The sequence below is a fragment of the Nonomuraea sp. ZG12 genome (assembly GCF_052068115.1).
In the GTDB taxonomy this organism is placed as follows: domain Bacteria; phylum Actinomycetota; class Actinomycetes; order Streptosporangiales; family Streptosporangiaceae; genus Nonomuraea.
On record NZ_JBQHCW010000007.1, the window covers coordinates 183,992 to 200,519 of the forward strand.

Genomic DNA, 16,528 nt, shown 5'->3' on the forward strand with positions numbered 1-16,528 from the left:
CGCTCATATACAGGGATAAGGCAGAGTGGTTGAGCACGGCTTGTCGGGCGGTTGCACCGCGCTGCGGGCCGGTGTGGCGACGGCCTGCCCGTTGAACTAAGGTAAGGCTGACCTTACGGATTTGCTGGGAGGAGTGGGCAGATGCGGCACCTCCCGCTCGCCGTCCCGGGCCCGGCCGACCCCTTCCTGCTCGGCCTGCCCTACTGGCTGGTCGGCGCCGTCCTGATCCTGGCGCTGTTCGGCGCGTTCCAGGTCTACTACTGGGTCGGCCGCGCGCTCGGCGAGAAGATGTACGACTCCCGCCTCGGCCTCAAAGTGGGCCGGGAGCGGATCGAGAAGGTCGAGCGGGTCGTCGAGAAGTGGGGGGCGTTCGCCGTCTACGGCTGCTTCTGGGTGCCGATGCTGCGGCACACGCTGCCGTGGGTGGCGGGGGCGTTGCGGGTGTCGTATCCGTGGTACGTCGTGGCCAGCGCGCTCGGCTGCCTGACCTGGGCGCCGCTGTGGTGGTTCGGCCTGTGGGGCTGGCTGCACCTGGCCGTCCGGTCGCCGGTCACGGCCGCGGCCGTGGCGGTCGTGGTCATCGCGGGGGTGGTCGCGCTCGTCGTCCGGCGCAGAAGGAAGCGGGCGCGCGTCGCCGCTTGACCCGTCCCAAACCATCCGGATATGCCCGATTTGCCCTATTTGCCATTACTTTACTGCGACTAGTGCGTTGTTTCCGCGTCGCGAGTAATTTTCCCCACCCGGCGGCTCCGCCGGGATGCCACCATGTCCGGCATGCGTATTGCCGCTCTCATCAGCTCCACCATCCTCGCCCTGGCCATCGGGGCCTCCTCAGCCGCGCCCGCGACCGCCGCGGACGCCCCGGCCGTGGGAGCCAGGATCGCCTACGTGGTCGACTCGGCGGGAACGATCCACTACGACAAGCGCGAGACGGCCCGCGTCCCGGTCGCCAGCCTGGTCAAGGTGATGACCGCCTACGTGGTGCTGCGCGAGGCCGAGCCCGGCGACATCGTCAGGGTCACCGCCGAGGACGTCCGCTACGCCGCGAAGAACGGCGCCGCCACCGCGTCACTCCGGGCGGGCGAGCGGTTCACCGTCAGGGATCTGCTGTACGGCCTCATGCTGCCGTCTGGCGCGGACGCCGCCAACGCCCTGGCCCGCACGTACGGCCCCGGCAAGCCGGCCTTCATCCGCAAGATGAACGCCGCCGCCCGCTCGCTGGGCCTGGACGACACCCGCTACACCAACGCCGACGGCATGCCCACCCCGTCGCAGGGCGGCTACTCCACCGCCGTCGACCAGGCCAGGCTGGCGCAGCTGGCGCTGTCCGACCCCATGTTCGCGGAGATCGTCGGCAGCCGGGCGCACGTCGTGCGCAAGACCGCCGCGCACCGCGCGCACACCTGGCGCAACACCAACAAGCTGCTGACGCGCACGGATGACGTGCTGGGCGTCAAGACCGGCTACACCCGCGCGGCGGGGCACTGCCTGCTGTTCGCCGGTGAGCGCAACGGCAGGCTGGTGGTCGGGGTGCTGCTGAACGACCAGAACGAGCGCCGCTTCAGCACGGCCGAGAAGCTGCTCGACCATGCCGGCGACCAGATCGCCTTCAGCTGAGGATCGTACTGAAATTTCAGTGAAAAGGAAGTGATCGGGTACCGTATGCGCGCCCGGAGTGGACCGTCAAGTGGCGCGGGAGGCAGGAAAATCGCCCATCGCAACCCATTGACCTCATGAGCATCGCGTCGTAGTTTCACTGAAAATACTGCGAAAAGTGTGATTCGCGAGGAGACGTGTGAACACGATCGCGTTCATGGGCGCCAACTACGTCACCAGAGAGACCGGCTACCGCATGCCCTCCGCCGGATGGGGTGAGGCCGACCGGGTCACCAACGAACGGTTCGCGCCGCTCGACGGGTACGCCGAGCGGTTCGGGCAGATCGTCGCGGAGGTCGAGGAGCTCGGCTTCGACTCGATGGACGTCTGGACCGCCCACCTGAACCCGCGCTGGGCCACCGACGAGCATCTCCGGATCGCCGCCGGACTGCTCGCCGAGCACAAGCTCACCGTGCCGAGCCTGGCCGGGTCCGCGGGGGCCGACCTGGACTACTTCCGCGGCCTGTGCAGGATCGCCCGCGCGGTCGGCGCGCCGGTCATCGGCGGCATGGCGCCCGTGCTCGCCGCCGACCGGGCCGGCGTGGTGGCGGCACTGGAGGAGTACGACCTGGTGCTCGGCGTGGAGAACCACCCCGAACGCACCCCGCAGGAGTATCTGGAGTCCATGGGCGACGCGGCCGGCGGCCGGATCGGCGCGGCGCTGGACACCGGCTGGTTCGGCACGCACGGCTACGACGCCGCCGACGCGATCGAGGCGGTCGCCGACCGGCTCAAGCACGTGCACATCAAGGACGTGGCCGCGCCCGGCGGGCACGACACGGTGTCACTCGGCGAAGGCTGCGTCCCTGTTCAGCGATGCGTGGAGGTGTTGCGGCGCATCGGCTACGAGGGCACGATCAGCATCGAGCACGAGCCCGAGGACCGCGATCCGGTCCCGGAGGTCCTGAGATCACGAGAACTGCTGCGCCAGTGGCTGGCCGCCTGATCCGCTCAGAAGGGATGCCATCGTGACTTCCGAGACCACCGGCGTGGCCGTCGTCGGCTGCGGCAACATCGCCCAGGCCTACGCCCGCCAGCTCGCCGGCTACCCCGAGATCGACCTGCTCGGCGTACAGGATGTGGACGCCGGGCGGGCGGAGACGCTCGCCGCCGCGCACGGGGTGCGCGCCTACGGCTCCCTGGACGAGCTCCTGGCCGACCCCGGCGTGGAGATCGTGGTCAACCTGACCGCGCACCGCGCCCACTACGAGGTCATCCGCCGCTGCCTGGAGGCCGGCAAGCACGTCCACAGCGAGAAGCCGCTCGCCCTGACGCACGAGGAGGCGGCGGAGCTGGTCCAGCTGGCGGACAAGCGCGGCTTACGGCTCGGCGGCGCCCCCGCGACCTTCCTCGGCGAGGCCCAGCAGACCGCGCTCAAGCTCCTCCGCGAGAACGCCGTCGGCCAGGTCAGGCTCGTCTACGGCGAGGTGAACTGGGGGCGGATCGAGGTCTGGCATCCGGATCCGGTCGGCTTCTACGAGGTGGGGCCGCTGTTCGACGTGGGCGTCTACCCGCTGACGATGACCACCGCCGCGCTCGGCCCAGCCCGGCGGGTGACCGCGTTCGCCTCGATCGTGCGGCCACGGCGCGTGCGCCTCGACGGGGAGCCGTTCGCCATCACCACCCCCAACTACGTCGTCGCCCACGTCGAGTTCGACGGCGGCGTGCTGCTCCGGCTGACCTGCGACTTCTACGTCGACAACCACAACACCCACCAGCACGGGCTGGAGTTCCACGGCGACGACGGATCGCTGCTGCTGCACAGCTGGCAGAACTTCGACTCCGCCCTGGAGATGTCCGCCTTCCGCGAGGAGCTCCGGCCGGTCCCGCCGGTGCGGGAGCCGTACCCGGGAGTGGAGTGGGGCAGGCCCGTGCGGGACCTCGCGGCGGCGATCCGGGAGGACCGGCCGCACCGGGCCGCCGGGGAGCAGGCCGCGCACGTCGTGGAGATCCTCTGCGCCATCCGCGCGTCCTACGAGACGGGCAGGCCGGTCGACCTCGTCTCGTCGTTCGTCCCGGCGGCGCCGATGGAGTGGGCGCTTTGAAGGCTCCCCCGCCTGAAGGCGGGGGATTCCCGCCCGGCCTTGCGGCCGGACGCCGCTTGCGCGGCACCTTCGGGCGTGCGTGGGGATTCCAGGCTCAGGCAGCCTCCGGGAGCAGCGCTCCCGGAGGGCTTACGCCCTCAACACCTGCCGGGTTCCAACCTGCCCGGACCAGCATCACGCGGGCGCTGTTCTTGTCCCTGGGGGAGACAGCGCCGCACGCGGTGCAGGCATAGGTTCGTTCTGAGAGAGGTAGTACGTGCTTGGTTCTCGCTCCGCACTGCGCACAGTCCATGGTGGTGTGCGCGGGGTGCACGAGGCGGACGTCCCGCCCGTGCTTGCGGCCCATCTCGATCAGGGCGCGCTTGGTCGCCGAGATGGCCGCGTCCGCGGCCTTGCGTGCCATGCTCGACTTGGCCAGGAACTTCGGCCGGAAGTCTTCCACCGCGATCCGGTCGTGGTCGCGAGCAACGGCCTTGGCCCACTTTCGTCCGGTGTCCTGCCGCTGGGCTGCCACCTTCCGGTGCAGCTTCGCGGTCTGCCGCTTCACCTCGCGGTAGCCCTTCGATCCCGCCTGCCCTTTCGGGGGCTTGCGGCGAGCCATCATCCGCTGATAGCGGGCGAGCCGCCGCGCGGCCGTGCGCCCGTGCTCGGCGTGTGGAAGATCGTGGGTATCGCTGGTGGTCGTGGCCGTCTCTTTGACGCCCCAGTCGATACCTATCGCCCGGCCGGTTTCGGGCAGGGGCTCGGCCTGTACGCAGGCAACGAAGGACGCCCACCAGTGCCCCACCGCATCGCGGTACACACGCACCGAGGAGGGGTCGGCGGGCAGTTCCCGCGACCACACAGGGCGCAGCACGATTCCGCCCGCCAGATGCAGACGGCCGTCCTTGAGGCGAAACCCGCGCTTGGTGTAGTTCAGGCTCGGCACAGCCTCGCGCTTCTTCTTCCAGCGCGGCATCCCGGCCCGCTGCCGCATGGGCAACCGGTCCTTGATGTCCTTCTGGGCCTTGGCGCGGGACTTCCCGAAGTCGCGTATCACCTGCTGCTGCGGAACGCTGGAGCCTTCCGCGAGCCACGGCGTGCGCTTGCGGGCCTCGGTCAGCATCTTGTCGAGCTGCGCCGGGCCACACGTGCGCTTCTCGCCGGTCGCCTTGTTGTGCTGGTGCACCTGCTTGGACTTGGCGACCGACTCATTCCAGATCCACCGGCACCGGTCCCACTCGGCCTCAAGCTGACGCCGGGCCGTGGACGACAGGCGCACGTGGAAGGTGTACCGGGCGTGCCCGGCGTCCTCCGTAGCCGCTTCTGTCGTCATGCATCGGGAATCTACCCGGGAGGACTGACAGTTGAGGCTCTATTGATTTTTGGTGTCCCTCACCTGCGAGATGGTGGACGCCGGATCGCCCTGGCGGCGATCCGGCTACCTCTGCCCCGCTCCGCAGGAGTCCGATTCCTCCCCGGGCCTGAAGGCCGGAGCCTCCTCGGAGGGAAACGGTGACTGGGTAGGCCCTCACAGGACAAGAGGTTCCCAGGAAGGAATGCGATGCCGATCAGGGTCACGGTCTGGAGCGAGAACTACCACGAGCCACGCGAACCGGACGTGCGGCGGCGCTATCCGGACGGCATTCACGGCGCCATCGCGGCCGGGCTGGCCGAGCACCTCGGCGAGCGCGTCCGCGTGCGCACCGCCGTGCTGGAGGATCCCGAGCACGGCCTGTCGGACAAGGAGCTCGCCGAGACCGACGTGCTGACGTGGTGGGGGCACATGGGCCACGAGGACGTGGCCGACGAGGTGGTGGAGCGGGTACGCCGGCGCGTGCTCGGCGGCATGGGCCTGCTGGTGCTGCACTCGGGGCACTACTCGAAGATCTTCCGCGCCCTGATGGGCACCACCTGCAGCCTCAACTGGCGGGACGCGGGCGAGCGGGAGCTGGTCTGGACGGTGGCCCCCGGCCATCCCATCGCCGCGGGCGTCCCGCACCCGCTGATCATCGGCGAGCAGGAGACCTACGGCGAGCCGTTCGGCATCCCGCAGCCCGACGAGCTGGTCTTCATCAGCTCCTTCAGCGGCGGCGAGGTGTTCCGCAGCGGCTGCTGCTACCGCCGGGGCAAGGGCAGCGTCTTCTACTTCAGCCCCGGCGACCAGAACTACCCCGTCTATCACAATCCAGATGTACGCCGCGTCCTGGCCAACGCGGTGCTGTGGGCCGCCCCGGCCCGCGGGGTCGGCGAGCCGCTCGACAACGCGCACACCCCCATCCAGTGGTAGGAGATCCATGACCTTCGACACGGTCGACACGGACCGGCCGCTGCGCGGCGTACTCGTCGGGGCCGGGTTCATCGGTGGCCAGTGGGCCCCCGAGCTGCTCGCCCACCCCGGCACCCGGCTCGTGGGCTGGGTGGACGTACGGCCGGAGCGCGCCCGCGCCGCCGCCGCCGGGCTGGGGCTGACGGGCTTACCCGTCGGCGCGTCGCTGACCGCCCTGCTGGACGGCGAGGAGCCCGACTTCATCGTCAACTGCACCGTCCCGGAGGCCCACCACGAGGTGACCGTCACCGCCCTGGAGCGTGGCGTCTCGGTGCTCAGCGAGAAGCCGATGGCCGTCACGCTCGGCGAGGCCAAGAGCATGATCGCCGCCGCGGACCGGGCCCGGCGGCTGTTCATGGTCAACCAGAACCGCCGCTACATGCCTGCCTTGGCGGCCTACCGCAGGACCGTGGCCGACCTCGGCGAGCTGGGGCTGCTGGCGTCGGAGTTCCTCATGCCGTACAAGGGCGCCGAGTTCCTGTCCTCCCTGGAGCATCCGCTGCTGCAGGACATGGCGATCCACCTGTTCGACGCGGCCAGGGCCGTCTCCGGCGCCGACCCGGTCTCGGTCTACTGCGAGTCCTTCCGGCCGCCGTGGACCTGGTACCCCGGCGCCTGCTCGGCGATGGCGATCTTCGAGATGACCGGCGGGCTGCGCTACTCCTTCACCGGAAGCTGGTCCGCCCCCGGCCTGCCGACCTCGTGGACGGGAAGCTGGCGGGCCTCCGGCACGCGCGGCACCGCCCTGTGGGACGGCCAGGACGCCATCACGGTCGGCGCCGCGTGGGGCGAATCACTCAAACCCGCCGAACCCGAGCCGGACCCGTACCCGGAGCGCCGCCGCTACACCGGCCTGGCCGAAGGGCTGGCGGAGTTCGTCACCGCCCTGCGGACGGGCGACCGCCCGCAGGGCGAGTGCCACGACAACCTTCGCAGCCTCGCCATGGTGACGGCCGCCCTGGAATCCGCCCGCACCGGGAATCGGGTGCCGATCTGACCCCGGTGCGGTAGGTCAGCGCAGCTGGGAGGCGGTCCAGCAGTCCACCGCCCCCGGCTGCCCGCAGTCGCGCAACGTGTCCAGCGCCGTGGCGAGCCCGGCCGTCCCGGCGTGGTCCGGGTCGTTGTTCTCCTGGTGGGGATCGGCGACCGTGTCGTAGTACTCGGGCGTCGCCTCGCCCTCGTACTCGACGTACAGCTCCTTGGCCGTGCGCAGGGCCGCGTAGGTGGGCGGCTGTGCGTTGCCTGCCTGGCGGACGTCGGCGTCGGGGTCCGGCTCGCCCTGCGCGGCGGGGTCCGGCTTGACGTGCTCGATCAGCGCCGCGTCGCGCCAGTTCGCGACCTTACGGCCCTGGATGAGGGGCAGCAGGCTGCGGCCGTCGCGGCTGTCGCGCACCGCCCTGTCGACGCCGGCCATGTCGAGGAAGGTCGCGAACAGGTCCACGTTCTGCGCGACGGCCCCCGTCACCAGGTCGCCCTGCCGGCCCGCCGCCGGACGCTTGACCAGCAGCGGCACCCGGACGTCGTGGTCGTAGGCGGTGGACTTGCCGCGCACCAGGCGGTGCTGGCCCAGGTGGAAGCCGTTGTCGCTGGTGAACACCACGTACGTGGTGCGCTTCTCGTGCTCCGTCAGCGTGGACAGGACGCGCTCGACCATGTCGTCGATCGACTGCACCATCCGCACCCGGTCGCGGAAGTCCCGGCGCAACTCCTTGACGAGCTTCGCGCCGATCGGGGCGCGGCGCACCCAGGAGGGCTTGTCAGCGGTGTCTTCGTTGAAGCCGGGCAGCGTGGTCACGTCGAGGTCGGCACAGTCGGGGCCGCCGCAGTCACCGTGCGGGAACTCTCCCGCGGGCCACTGGGTCTTGGGGCGGTCCCGGCGCGCGGGCGGGAAGAGCGGCTCCTTCTCGCCCGGCTTGGCGCCGACCCTGGAGTGCGGCGAGAACGGCGCGACCTGGAGGAAGAACGGCTCGCCGGGGGCGTGCTCACGGGAGCGCTCGATGAAGGCGGTCGCCCGCCGCCCGAGCTCGTCCACAAGGTACGTGCCGTCGGAGGGGTCGAGCGGCTTCTCGCCGGCCGTCTCCTCCTTGATGTAACCGGTCAGCTTGTACTTGAACTCGTTGTAGCCGCCGCCCGCCGCCACGTGCCACTCGTCCCAGCCGGACGGCACCCGGTAGTCGGCGCCCACGGGGTACTCGTTGATGTACTTGCCCAGGTAGCCCGTGCGGTAGCCGGCCCCGTCCAGGGAGACGGCGTAGGTGCGGCCCTCGTGCTTCTCGAACGCCGGATAGCCGCCGCCGTCGGAGCCCTTGTTCGTGGCCACGCCCGTGTTGTGCGGGAACTGGCCGGTGAACGTGGAGGCGCGCGAGGGGCAGCACAGCGAGTTGGACACGTAGAAGTCGGTGAAGGTGGTGCCGCCGTCGGCCAGGCCGCGCACGGTGTCCATGTACTGGAGCAGTTCGGCGGACAGGTCGTCGACCTGGAAGAAGATGATGTTCGGTCGCTTGGGCGTGGAAACCGTGCCGGCGGGCGCCTGTGACGTCATCGTCAGGGCCAGGGCTACGGCCGGCGCCACCGCCAGATATTTCCGGATATTTCCGCTTAAGGCCATGACTGCCCCTTCAACACCGATTCGAGATCAAAGTTGCGGAAACGCTATTCTCCGGCCCGAGGGCAGGGCAACCGATCCCTCCTGCGGGTTCTCTGGCAAGCCTCCGGCGCTTCCGGAGCGGCCCGTCAGATCCAGGCCTTGTCAGATCCAGGCTCGTCAGATCCAGGCCCGTCAGATCCTCGCTCGTCAGCCCCTGGCCCGGCTCTCGATCGTCCGGCGCCGGAAGGTCTGCGCGCTCGCGCGGTGCACGGCGGCCTTGACCAGGCCGAAGAGCGCACCCTGCATCGCGGCGGCGACGAGGATCTCCGTCCAGCCGCGATCGAGGTCCTCGGCGTCCGGCGCGTCGTCCTCCCCGGACGACAGCTTCCACATCCTCCTGAACATCGCGGTCGCCAGCGCGGCGCTGACCAGGCTGATCCCCAGCGAGGTCACTTTCTCCACGGGGTGCATGTCGTCTCCTCACAGTGGTGTCCGACCACCCCTGGGCCACAGACCCACGGTCTGTGGCCCAGGGTCAGACGACACGCACTACCCCGTCCGGCGAAGAAGATTCGATCGCGGCCGGCTTGGACGAATGCGCCCTATGAACTCGAGAAGCAGCTCAGCAGTTCCTTGATCGCGGTGATCACCGGCACGCCCACTTCTCCGAGAAGGGCCGCGATTCCCGCGATTCGCTTCAGCGGCCCGTCGAGCTCCGCCGCGGTGCCGTTCGCGTCGAGTTGCCGAACCGCCGAATCGACCGCGGCCCGGTCCGTCTCATTGAGATGCCCTTTCAGAACCTGGACCGCCGCGAGCACATTCGCCATCGCGGCCGACGGCGATTCCGGGCCGTGAACGCGCTTGTCTCCGGCCACATTGTCGCCCGATCCGGTGTGCTGCTGCTTGCCGACGCTTCTGTCGCCGTACTGGCGAATGTGGTCGCCGCCGGTCATCTGCCGACCGTGTTGTTTCCGGAGCCGCTGTGCTGCTGCTTGCCGACGCTGCCCGCCCCGTACTGCTGGATCAGGTCGCCCTGGACGGCGTGCTCGACGTTGTAGATCAGCTGGGCTACGTCGGGCCGGCCGATCGCCTTGGCGACCTCGTTGACCAGGTAGTCGACCTCGGACCAGGCCGTGCTCCAGACGGCGTCGCGTTGCGTCCCGGAGGTGTTGACCACCAGGCCGTACAGGTCCGGCCTGGTGATCACCGAGATCAGCTTCCAGGTCAGCAGCGCCAGCACGGCGAGCAGGACGACGAGCCCGGCGGTGTCGAAGAACGGCACCAGAACGCCACCGACGACCAGGGAGATCAGAACACGGACGAGAAATCTCCGCCAGGCGGCCCCCTTGTCCACCTGGAGTATCCGCTGCCCGACATGAGAGATATTCCGCAATGGATAGGCTTCGCCGCCCACCCATAGTATTCCACCCTCGACCCTGACCTGGACCACTGAGTGGTTGATGGCCATTACCCCGCCCCTTTCTTTTGGCAGTGAAAAGAAATGTAGGCAGAGCCAAGACCACAAGCGCACAACAAACGATAACGATGCCATAACCCTAAAAAGCCAAAGAACCGCAAATCCCCCGTACGCCCCTATTGAATTATAATTACTTTGCATTTCGGCTTTTTCAGCAAAAATCGGTATAAGTGAGGAACTCAGTTCTCCTGGCTGGACCTCATCAGCCCATGGCAGGCGATGGCCGCCGCCGCCACGACGTTCAGGGAGTCGACGCCGTTGGCCATCGCCGACGGGCTCATCGGGATGCACACCGGCTCGTCGGCCTCGTGCAGCCAGCGCGACGACAGCCCGTCCCCCTCCGCCCCGAGCAGCAGCGCCACCCGGTCGCCCATCTTCACCCGGTCCAGCGGGGTGGCCGACTGGTCGGGGGTGAGCGCCAGCGTCTGGAAGCCGGCGCCGCGCAGCTCGTCCAGGCCGGTGTACCAGTTGTCCATGCGCGCGTACGGGATGGAGAACACCGCGCCCATGGACACCTTGACCGCCCGCCGGTAGAGCGGGTCCGCGCAGCGGGGGGACAGCACGATGCCGTCCACGCCCAGGGCCGCGGCGCACCTGAAGATCGCCCCGACGTTGGCGTGGTCCACGATGTCCTCCAGGACCACGACGCGGGCGGCGGGGTCGAGGACGGTCTCCGTCGAGGGCAGGGGCAGGCGCTCCATGGAGGCCAGGGCTCCCCGGTGGACCTGGAAGCCGGCGACGCCCTCCATGGTCTCGTCGCTGACCACGTACACGGTCGCCTCGCCGAGGACGTCGGCGAGGGAGGCCACCCAGCGGGAGGTGGTCAGGACCGAGCGGATGGGGTAGCCCGCCGCGATGGCGCGCCTGATCACCTTCTCGCCCTCGGCCACGAACAGGCCGCGCTCGGCTTCGAGGCTCTTGCGGAGCTCGACGTCCCGCAGCCGGGTGTAGTCGGCGAGTCTGGGGTCGGCGGCGTCCGTCAGATGTTCAAGCACCTTCCGATACTGCCACGAGGCGCCTGACCTGCCAGACCGCCGCGTAGCAGGTGAGCACCAGGCACAGGCCGACGACCGTGCCCGCGCCGACCTTGGTGATCACGCTGGCCAGGCCGAACGCCGGGTTCGGCTCGTCCACCAGGGGCCACAGGAAGGCGCCCGCGACGATGCCGGCCGAGCCGCAGCCGATGACCGCGCCGCGGACCCGGGCGGAGATCATGAGAGGGCCGGGCACCGGACTCGCGGGCATGGCGCGCAGGCCGCGCCAGGCCCACCGGACGACGAGCGCCAGGCCCACCGCCGAGGAGACGTACTGCAGGAGGCGGAAGACGGGCAGCACGCCGAAGATCATGACTCCGAGCCAGTGGCCCCACTCCGCGGCGGCGGTGGAGTGGGTGAAGGAGTCCCACAGGACATGGCTGGCCGCGCCGATCAGGGCGCCCGCCACGATGGCGGGCAGGCTGCGCGCGAGGTGACTCCACGAGGGCCGCAGGGTGGCGGCGCGGCCGGCCAGCGCGGGCGGCAGCAGTGACAGCAACGGGTCGCGGAAGAGGCCGTGGAACAGCACGAGCAGGATCAGGACCGAGGCCAGGTCGACCGTGACCACGCCCTGCCAGGAGTGCCAGTCGCTGTAGTCGGGCAGGATCGGCAGGAAGATCGGCAGGTCGGGGACCATGGCGCCGATGGCCAGCGCCCACGGATCGGCGAACCTGCGCAGCCGCGGCGACGATATGAGTGGCAGCACCGCCGCGATGTGGCTGGGCGTGAACGGCATCGGCCCCCGCTTCTCCCCGTCGTGATCATTTAACCCTACCCATTCTTTGCCACCACCCCCTAAGCGTCACGATTGGTAATGGGTAGGTTACGTATCGCTGTCGACGGCCGGAAGGCGGGAATGCGGAGGTTCAAGGTGCCTGAGCAGCGGGTTCATGCGCATCCGGCCGCGTCAGCCGATTGGTTCAGGGCTGCCCGCCTGACGCGGTCGCTGTCGCTGCTCACGCTGGCCTGGCTGGCCGTGGAGAGCTCGCTCGGACTCCTGGCCGGACTGTCGGCGCACTCCGTCGCGCTGATCGGGTGGGGGCTGGCGGCCCTGGTCGAGGCGGCGGGGAGCCTGATCGTGCTGTGGCGCTTCACCGGGGCGCGCACGCTGTCGCCGAACGCCGAGCACCGGGCGCGGCGAGCGATCGCGGTGAGCTTCTGGCTGCTCGCCCCCTACCTGATCATCCATGTGTGGTACGACCTGGACGCGGGACATCGGGCGGCGCCGACCGTCCTCGGCATCGTGGTGACCGCGTTCAGCCTGGTCAGCATGCCGGTCCTGGGGACGATCAAGCGGCGACTGGCGGTGCGACTGGGCTCCGGGGCGACCGCCGGCGAGGCCACCCAGAACTTCATGTGCGGCGCGATGGCGGCCGGAGTGCTGGCCGGCCTGTGGCTCAACACCATCGGATGGTGGTGGGTGGATCCGGTGATGGCGGTGGCGCTCGCGGCGGTCGCGATCAGGGAGGGAGGTCGCGCCTGGAGCGGTCACGGATGCTGCCACTGACCGTAACAGAGGGTCATCACTGCACCAAAAGGGCTGTTTTGCCACAGCAAGCGTACCGAGTATCGTTCCCCGAGTATCGCGGAGCATCTCCGGCTATGGTCTCCGGAAGGTCTCGAAGTCACCAAGCTCACACCAAGAGGACATCGTGGGGCGACACCGCACAGACGAGTTCGAAGGCGGCTACCAAGCCCAGGATCCATCCCCTCGCCGGCGCTCGCGTGCCGGCCGCGGCCGGGTGCTCGTCCCGCTCGCGGGAGCCGTGGCGCTCGCCATGCTGCTCGGTGTGGCCGCATTCGTGATCTTCAATCGGGAGCATGACTGTTCGAGCGGGAAGCTGCCGCTCCAGATCGTGGCGACGCCTGACATCCAGCCCGCCCTCGGCAAGATCGCGGATACGTACAACCAAGCCCTGCACTCGATCGACGCCAAGTGCGTCGAGGTCGCGGTGGCCAAGCAGGCCGCGACGCGGACCGAGAACTCACTGGCCGCCGGCAAGTTCGCGGCCGACGTCTGGGTCGCCGACTCGAGCCTCGTGGTGAACCGGGTGCGCAACCATCCGTCCGGCGCGGTCGAGCTCCCGGAGTCGTCCGGCTCGATCGCCAGCTCGCCCGTGGTGCTGGCGGCCGCCAAGTCCTCGGCGGCCAAGCTCGAAGGCAGCCTCAAGCCGAGCTGGTCGAGCCTGGTGGCGGCGGCCAACGTGGCGAACGTGGACGGTCCCGGCAAGAAGGTCCGGGTGCTGGCCCTCGACCCGCAGAAGAACTCGGCGGGGCTCGCCGCGCTGCTGGCCGCCGCCGGCACCGCCAAGGCGGCCAAGCAGGACAAGGCCCTGGTGGGCGCGCTCAAGGAGCTTTCGGGGCAGCTCGTCTCCGACCCGACCGCGCTGCTGGCCAGCCTCACGGTGAAGGGCGGCAGCAAGATCCCGCTCGGCGTCACCTCAGAGCAGGCGATTCACGCCCATAACGCGAAAAAGCCGGAAACGCCGGTCGTAGCGCTCTATCCCGGCGAGGGCACGCTGAGCCTCGACTACCCCGTCACGGTCGTCACCAAGGATCCCGAGGTGCGCAAGGCCGCCGCCGCCTTCAGCCAGGAGCTCGCCAAGGAGTCCGCGCAGCGGGTGCTGCGCGGGCAGGGCTTCCGCAGCCCGAACGGCGAGGCGGGCGAGGTGCTGACGGCGGCCAAGGGCTTCGTCCCCAGCCCTCCGAAGGCGCTGCCCGCCCCCAACGTCAAGACCGTGGCCACGCTGACCCAGACCTGGACCCGGCTGAACCTCGGCACCCGGCTGCTCACGCTGCTGGACGTCTCCGGCACCATGGCGCTGCCCGTCCCCGGCACGAACCTGACCCGCATGCAGGCCATCGGCAAGATCGCCACCGAGGGCCTGGGCCTCTTCCCCGCCGACTCCGAGATCGGCGTGTGGAAGTTCTCCACGCACCTCGACGGCCGGGGCAAGGACTGGCGGGAGGTCGTCTCCATCGGCCCGCTCACCGAGAGCATCGACGGCGTGCTGCGCAAGGACGCGCTGGCCCGCCAGATGGCCACCGTCCAGGCCAAGGCCACCGGCGACACCGGCCTGAACGACACGCTCAAGGCCGCCTACACGGAGATGACCAAGACCTACCAGCGGGACAAGATCAACACCCTGCTGATCCTGACCGACGGGGCCGGCAACGACGACCCCGACGGCGGCGTCACCAACGCGCAGATCCTGACGTTCCTCAAGAAGACCTACAACCCCGAGCGGCCGGTGAGCATTCTGCTGATCGCGTTCGGCCCCGAGGCGCAGTCGGGCAAGCGGCAGATGGACGCGGTGGCGCAGGCCACCGGCGGCGAGGCCTACATCGCCAAGGACCCGCTGCAGGTGCGCGACTTCTTCCTCCAGGGCATGGAGCGGCGCCTCTGCTCCCCCAACTGCGACGGCTGACGTCATCAGTCACATCTGACCCAGTTTTCCCTGGTCAATGCCTGTTCGGCATGATCTAGACGCGTATGTCAACCTGCCTGCCGCAGGCGGCGTCCTCTACGTCGAGGGGCCGCCGAACCTGCGGGGAGGGAATTCGTGGCTGGATGGCCGACCGTCGAACGCGCCGACGAGCTGGAGCTCGTCAAGGCGCTGCGCCGCGCCGACACCGGCGCCCCTGACAGGTTGTACGGCGCGTACGCCGAGCGGCTGTTCGACTACGCCTCCTCGCTGCTCGGTGACCGGGACCGCGCGGCCGACTGCGTGCACGACGCCCTGGTCACCGCTCAGGGATGCGTCGACCGGCTGAAGGACGCGGGCAGGCTGCGCCCCTGGCTGTACGCGCTGACCAGGTTCCAGGCGATGGCCCGGCTGGGACACCGCGGCCAGGACCGGACACCGCCGCCGGCGATCGAGGACCCGGAGGATCCGGAGCTGGCCGAGCTGGTACGCGAGACGCTGGGTGAGCTGAGCAGGAACGCGCGCGAGGTGCTGGAGCTGTCCCTGCGCCACGGGCTGACCGCGTCGGAGGTGGGCTCGGTGCTGGGGCTCACCTCGCGGCAGGTCGCCGGCCGGCTGGGCCGGGCACGCGACACCCTGGAGAACGCCGCGGCCGCCGTGGTGCTGGCGAGGACGCAACGAGCGCACTGCCCGGACCTGTCGGCGATGGTGGACTCCTGGGAGGGGCCGCTGACCCCGCTGCTGCGCCGGCGGCTGTCCGGCCATATCGGCCGCTGCGAGGTGTGCACCGAGCGGCGGCACCGGCAGGTGTCGGCGGGCCGGCTGCTCGGCCTGGTGCCCGTGCCGCTGCCGCCGCTCTCGCTGCGCGGCAAGGTGGTCGGGACCTGCGTGGACCCCGGGCTCGACCAGACCCGCACGCTGATCACCGACCGCGGCGACAGCTTCGACCGCACCGGTTTCCCCGTCGCGCACGAGGATCGCTCGCGACGCCGGGGCCGGCGCGGGCTCGCTCCGGTGGTGCTGGCCGGCGCGTGCGTGCTCGCGGGGACGAGCGCGCTGATCGTGCTCAACGCCGGCGAAACCGCCACGAGCGCGCTGCACGTACCGCCGAGCTCCCTCCCCACCGAGGACGAGGACTACGCCTTCGAGAGCCCCGAAGGCACGCCGAGCACCGAGCCGGTCGCCACGCCCACGCCCTCACCCTCGGGCGGCGAGCCCACCGGCGCGACGCCGAGCAGGCGGGCCGCCGTCACCGGCGCGACCACCCGGCCACCGGCCGTGCCCACGCCGACCCGCCGGCGAGCGGCGCCCGCCGCCCGGCTCTCCGTCGGCTGCCCGTCCGGGATCGAGGACGCCGCCGAGGTGGGCCTGAGGGCCCGCAACGCCGCCGTCACCTGGAGCGCCGGCACGTCGAGCGGCCTCAACGTGTCTCCCGCGACCGGCTCGATCAAGGCGGGCGGCTCGGTGGTGGTCTTGGTCACAGTGGACGACCCCGGCGCCGCCGGCAGCGGCACGATCTCGTTCACCTCGAACGGGGGCGGCGCCACCTGCTCGCTGTCGTGGCCCGGCGACGATCCGCGGCCGCAGACCCCGCCGTCCGAGGAGCCGCTCCCGGACCTGGACCCGACCGGGACACCCCGTGCTTCCTCGGAGAGCACGCCGGTTGAGAGCGCCGCGGACACGGCGAGAGACACGACCGGAGACGGTGTCCGAGAGGACGCCGGTTCCGAGTCGTTGCACGCCACCGACGGGCATTGATCACCATCGGATCGGCAAGCGCCGGTAGATAATGATTTACGCGACAAAGGGGTAGGTATCGGGCCCCGGGTCGCTACCTCTGCGACAAGTAGGGCATCCTGGGGTGCTTGGGAATGATGTCGGGGACCGGAACCTCTTTTCCATGTGTTGAACGCCACATGGAAAAATCTGCCTACCGGTAAACCAGATGACGCATCCAAGCGTCGGCGTTGACGTACACACGCGAGGATTGATCCCA

16 protein-coding genes are annotated in these 16,528 nt (G+C 69.9%); 9 read left to right on the top strand and 7 right to left on the bottom strand.

Going from position 1 to position 16,528, the window contains the following annotated elements; translation table 11 throughout:
• Window positions 1-141: 141 nt before the first annotated feature.
• The 4 genes from ACTMTF_RS21535 to ACTMTF_RS21550 all read left to right on the top strand — a co-directional run bounded on the left by ACTMTF_RS21535 (window position 142) and on the right by ACTMTF_RS21550 (window position 3,701).
• On the top strand, window positions 142-642 hold the full coding sequence (locus tag ACTMTF_RS21535; protein ID WP_441112305.1) for a DedA family protein: 501 nt from the start codon (window positions 142-144) through the stop codon (window positions 640-642).
• A 132-nt stretch (window positions 643-774) separates the two neighbouring features.
• Complete coding sequence (locus ACTMTF_RS21540) at window positions 775-1,617, top strand: D-alanyl-D-alanine carboxypeptidase family protein (protein ID WP_441112306.1); 843 nt, start codon at window positions 775-777, stop codon at window positions 1,615-1,617.
• 178 nt (window positions 1,618-1,795) lie between these two features.
• On the top strand, window positions 1,796-2,602 hold the full coding sequence (locus tag ACTMTF_RS21545; RefSeq protein WP_397004553.1) for a sugar phosphate isomerase/epimerase family protein: 807 nt from the start codon (window positions 1,796-1,798) through the stop codon (window positions 2,600-2,602).
• Between the two features lie 22 nt (window positions 2,603-2,624).
• Complete coding sequence (locus ACTMTF_RS21550) at window positions 2,625-3,701, top strand: Gfo/Idh/MocA family protein (protein ID WP_441112307.1); 1,077 nt, start codon at window positions 2,625-2,627, stop codon at window positions 3,699-3,701.
• 94 nt (window positions 3,702-3,795) lie between these two features.
• Here the strand turns inward: ACTMTF_RS21550 and ACTMTF_RS21555 are convergent, their stop codons facing one another.
• A complete protein-coding gene (locus tag ACTMTF_RS21555; protein ID WP_441112308.1) occupies window positions 3,796-5,016 on the bottom strand; it encodes an RNA-guided endonuclease InsQ/TnpB family protein in 1,221 nt (406 codons plus the stop codon).
• A gap of 228 nt (window positions 5,017-5,244) precedes the next feature.
• Here ACTMTF_RS21555 and ACTMTF_RS21560 point away from each other — a divergent pair, with 228 nt between their 5' ends.
• Together ACTMTF_RS21560 and ACTMTF_RS21565 are read left to right on the top strand one after the other, a co-directional pair.
• Window positions 5,245-5,970 (top strand): ThuA domain-containing protein, encoded by a 726-nt coding sequence (locus ACTMTF_RS21560; protein ID WP_441112309.1) that lies wholly within the window; start codon window positions 5,245-5,247, stop codon window positions 5,968-5,970.
• 7 nt (window positions 5,971-5,977) lie between these two features.
• Entirely contained in the window at window positions 5,978-7,006 is a 1,029-nt protein-coding gene (locus tag ACTMTF_RS21565) for a Gfo/Idh/MocA family protein (protein WP_441112310.1), read from the top strand.
• Window positions 7,007-7,021: 15 nt separating this feature from the next.
• Here ACTMTF_RS21565 and ACTMTF_RS21570 read toward each other — a convergent pair whose 3' ends face one another.
• The 6 genes from ACTMTF_RS21570 to ACTMTF_RS21595 form a co-directional block, all read right to left on the bottom strand.
• The gene (locus ACTMTF_RS21570) at window positions 7,022-8,617 is read right to left on the bottom strand and encodes a sulfatase family protein (protein WP_441112311.1); all 1,596 of its coding nucleotides are present in this window, start codon (window positions 8,615-8,617) and stop codon (window positions 7,022-7,024) included.
• Between the two features lie 186 nt (window positions 8,618-8,803).
• A complete protein-coding gene (locus ACTMTF_RS21575; protein ID WP_441112312.1) occupies window positions 8,804-9,067 on the bottom strand; it encodes a DUF4235 domain-containing protein in 264 nt (87 codons plus the stop codon).
• 131 nt (window positions 9,068-9,198) lie between these two features.
• On the bottom strand, window positions 9,199-9,549 hold the full coding sequence (locus tag ACTMTF_RS21580; protein WP_397004565.1) for a hypothetical protein: 351 nt from the start codon (window positions 9,547-9,549) through the stop codon (window positions 9,199-9,201).
• On the bottom strand, window positions 9,546-10,214 hold the full coding sequence (locus tag ACTMTF_RS21585) for a DUF6232 family protein (protein ID WP_441112489.1): 669 nt from the start codon (window positions 10,212-10,214) through the stop codon (window positions 9,546-9,548). The genes ACTMTF_RS21580 and ACTMTF_RS21585 overlap by 4 nt, the downstream gene beginning before the upstream one ends.
• Window positions 10,215-10,252: 38 nt before the next feature.
• Window positions 10,253-11,068 (bottom strand): TrmH family RNA methyltransferase, encoded by an 816-nt coding sequence (locus ACTMTF_RS21590; RefSeq protein ID WP_441112313.1) that lies wholly within the window; start codon window positions 11,066-11,068, stop codon window positions 10,253-10,255.
• Window positions 11,061-11,843 carry a DUF4184 family protein gene (locus tag ACTMTF_RS21595; RefSeq protein WP_441112314.1) on the bottom strand — a complete coding sequence of 261 codons (783 nt, stop codon included), beginning with the start codon at window positions 11,841-11,843 and terminating at the stop codon, window positions 11,061-11,063. The genes ACTMTF_RS21590 and ACTMTF_RS21595 overlap by 8 nt, the downstream gene beginning before the upstream one ends.
• A gap of 135 nt (window positions 11,844-11,978) precedes the next feature.
• Here ACTMTF_RS21595 and ACTMTF_RS21600 point away from each other — a divergent pair, with 135 nt between their 5' ends.
• The 3 genes from ACTMTF_RS21600 (at window position 11,979) to ACTMTF_RS21610 (ending at window position 16,290) form a co-directional block, all read left to right on the top strand.
• On the top strand, window positions 11,979-12,614 hold the full coding sequence (locus ACTMTF_RS21600) for a hypothetical protein (RefSeq protein ID WP_441112315.1): 636 nt from the start codon (window positions 11,979-11,981) through the stop codon (window positions 12,612-12,614).
• A 145-nt stretch (window positions 12,615-12,759) separates the two neighbouring features.
• Window positions 12,760-14,535, top strand: coding sequence for a substrate-binding domain-containing protein (locus tag ACTMTF_RS21605; RefSeq protein WP_441112316.1), 1,776 nt, complete (start codon window positions 12,760-12,762; stop codon window positions 14,533-14,535).
• Between the two features lie 135 nt (window positions 14,536-14,670).
• Window positions 14,671-16,290: a sigma-70 family RNA polymerase sigma factor gene (locus tag ACTMTF_RS21610; protein ID WP_441112317.1), complete on the top strand. Its 1,620-nt coding sequence runs from the start codon at window positions 14,671-14,673 to the stop codon at window positions 16,288-16,290.
• Window positions 16,291-16,528: the final 238 nt, after the last annotated feature.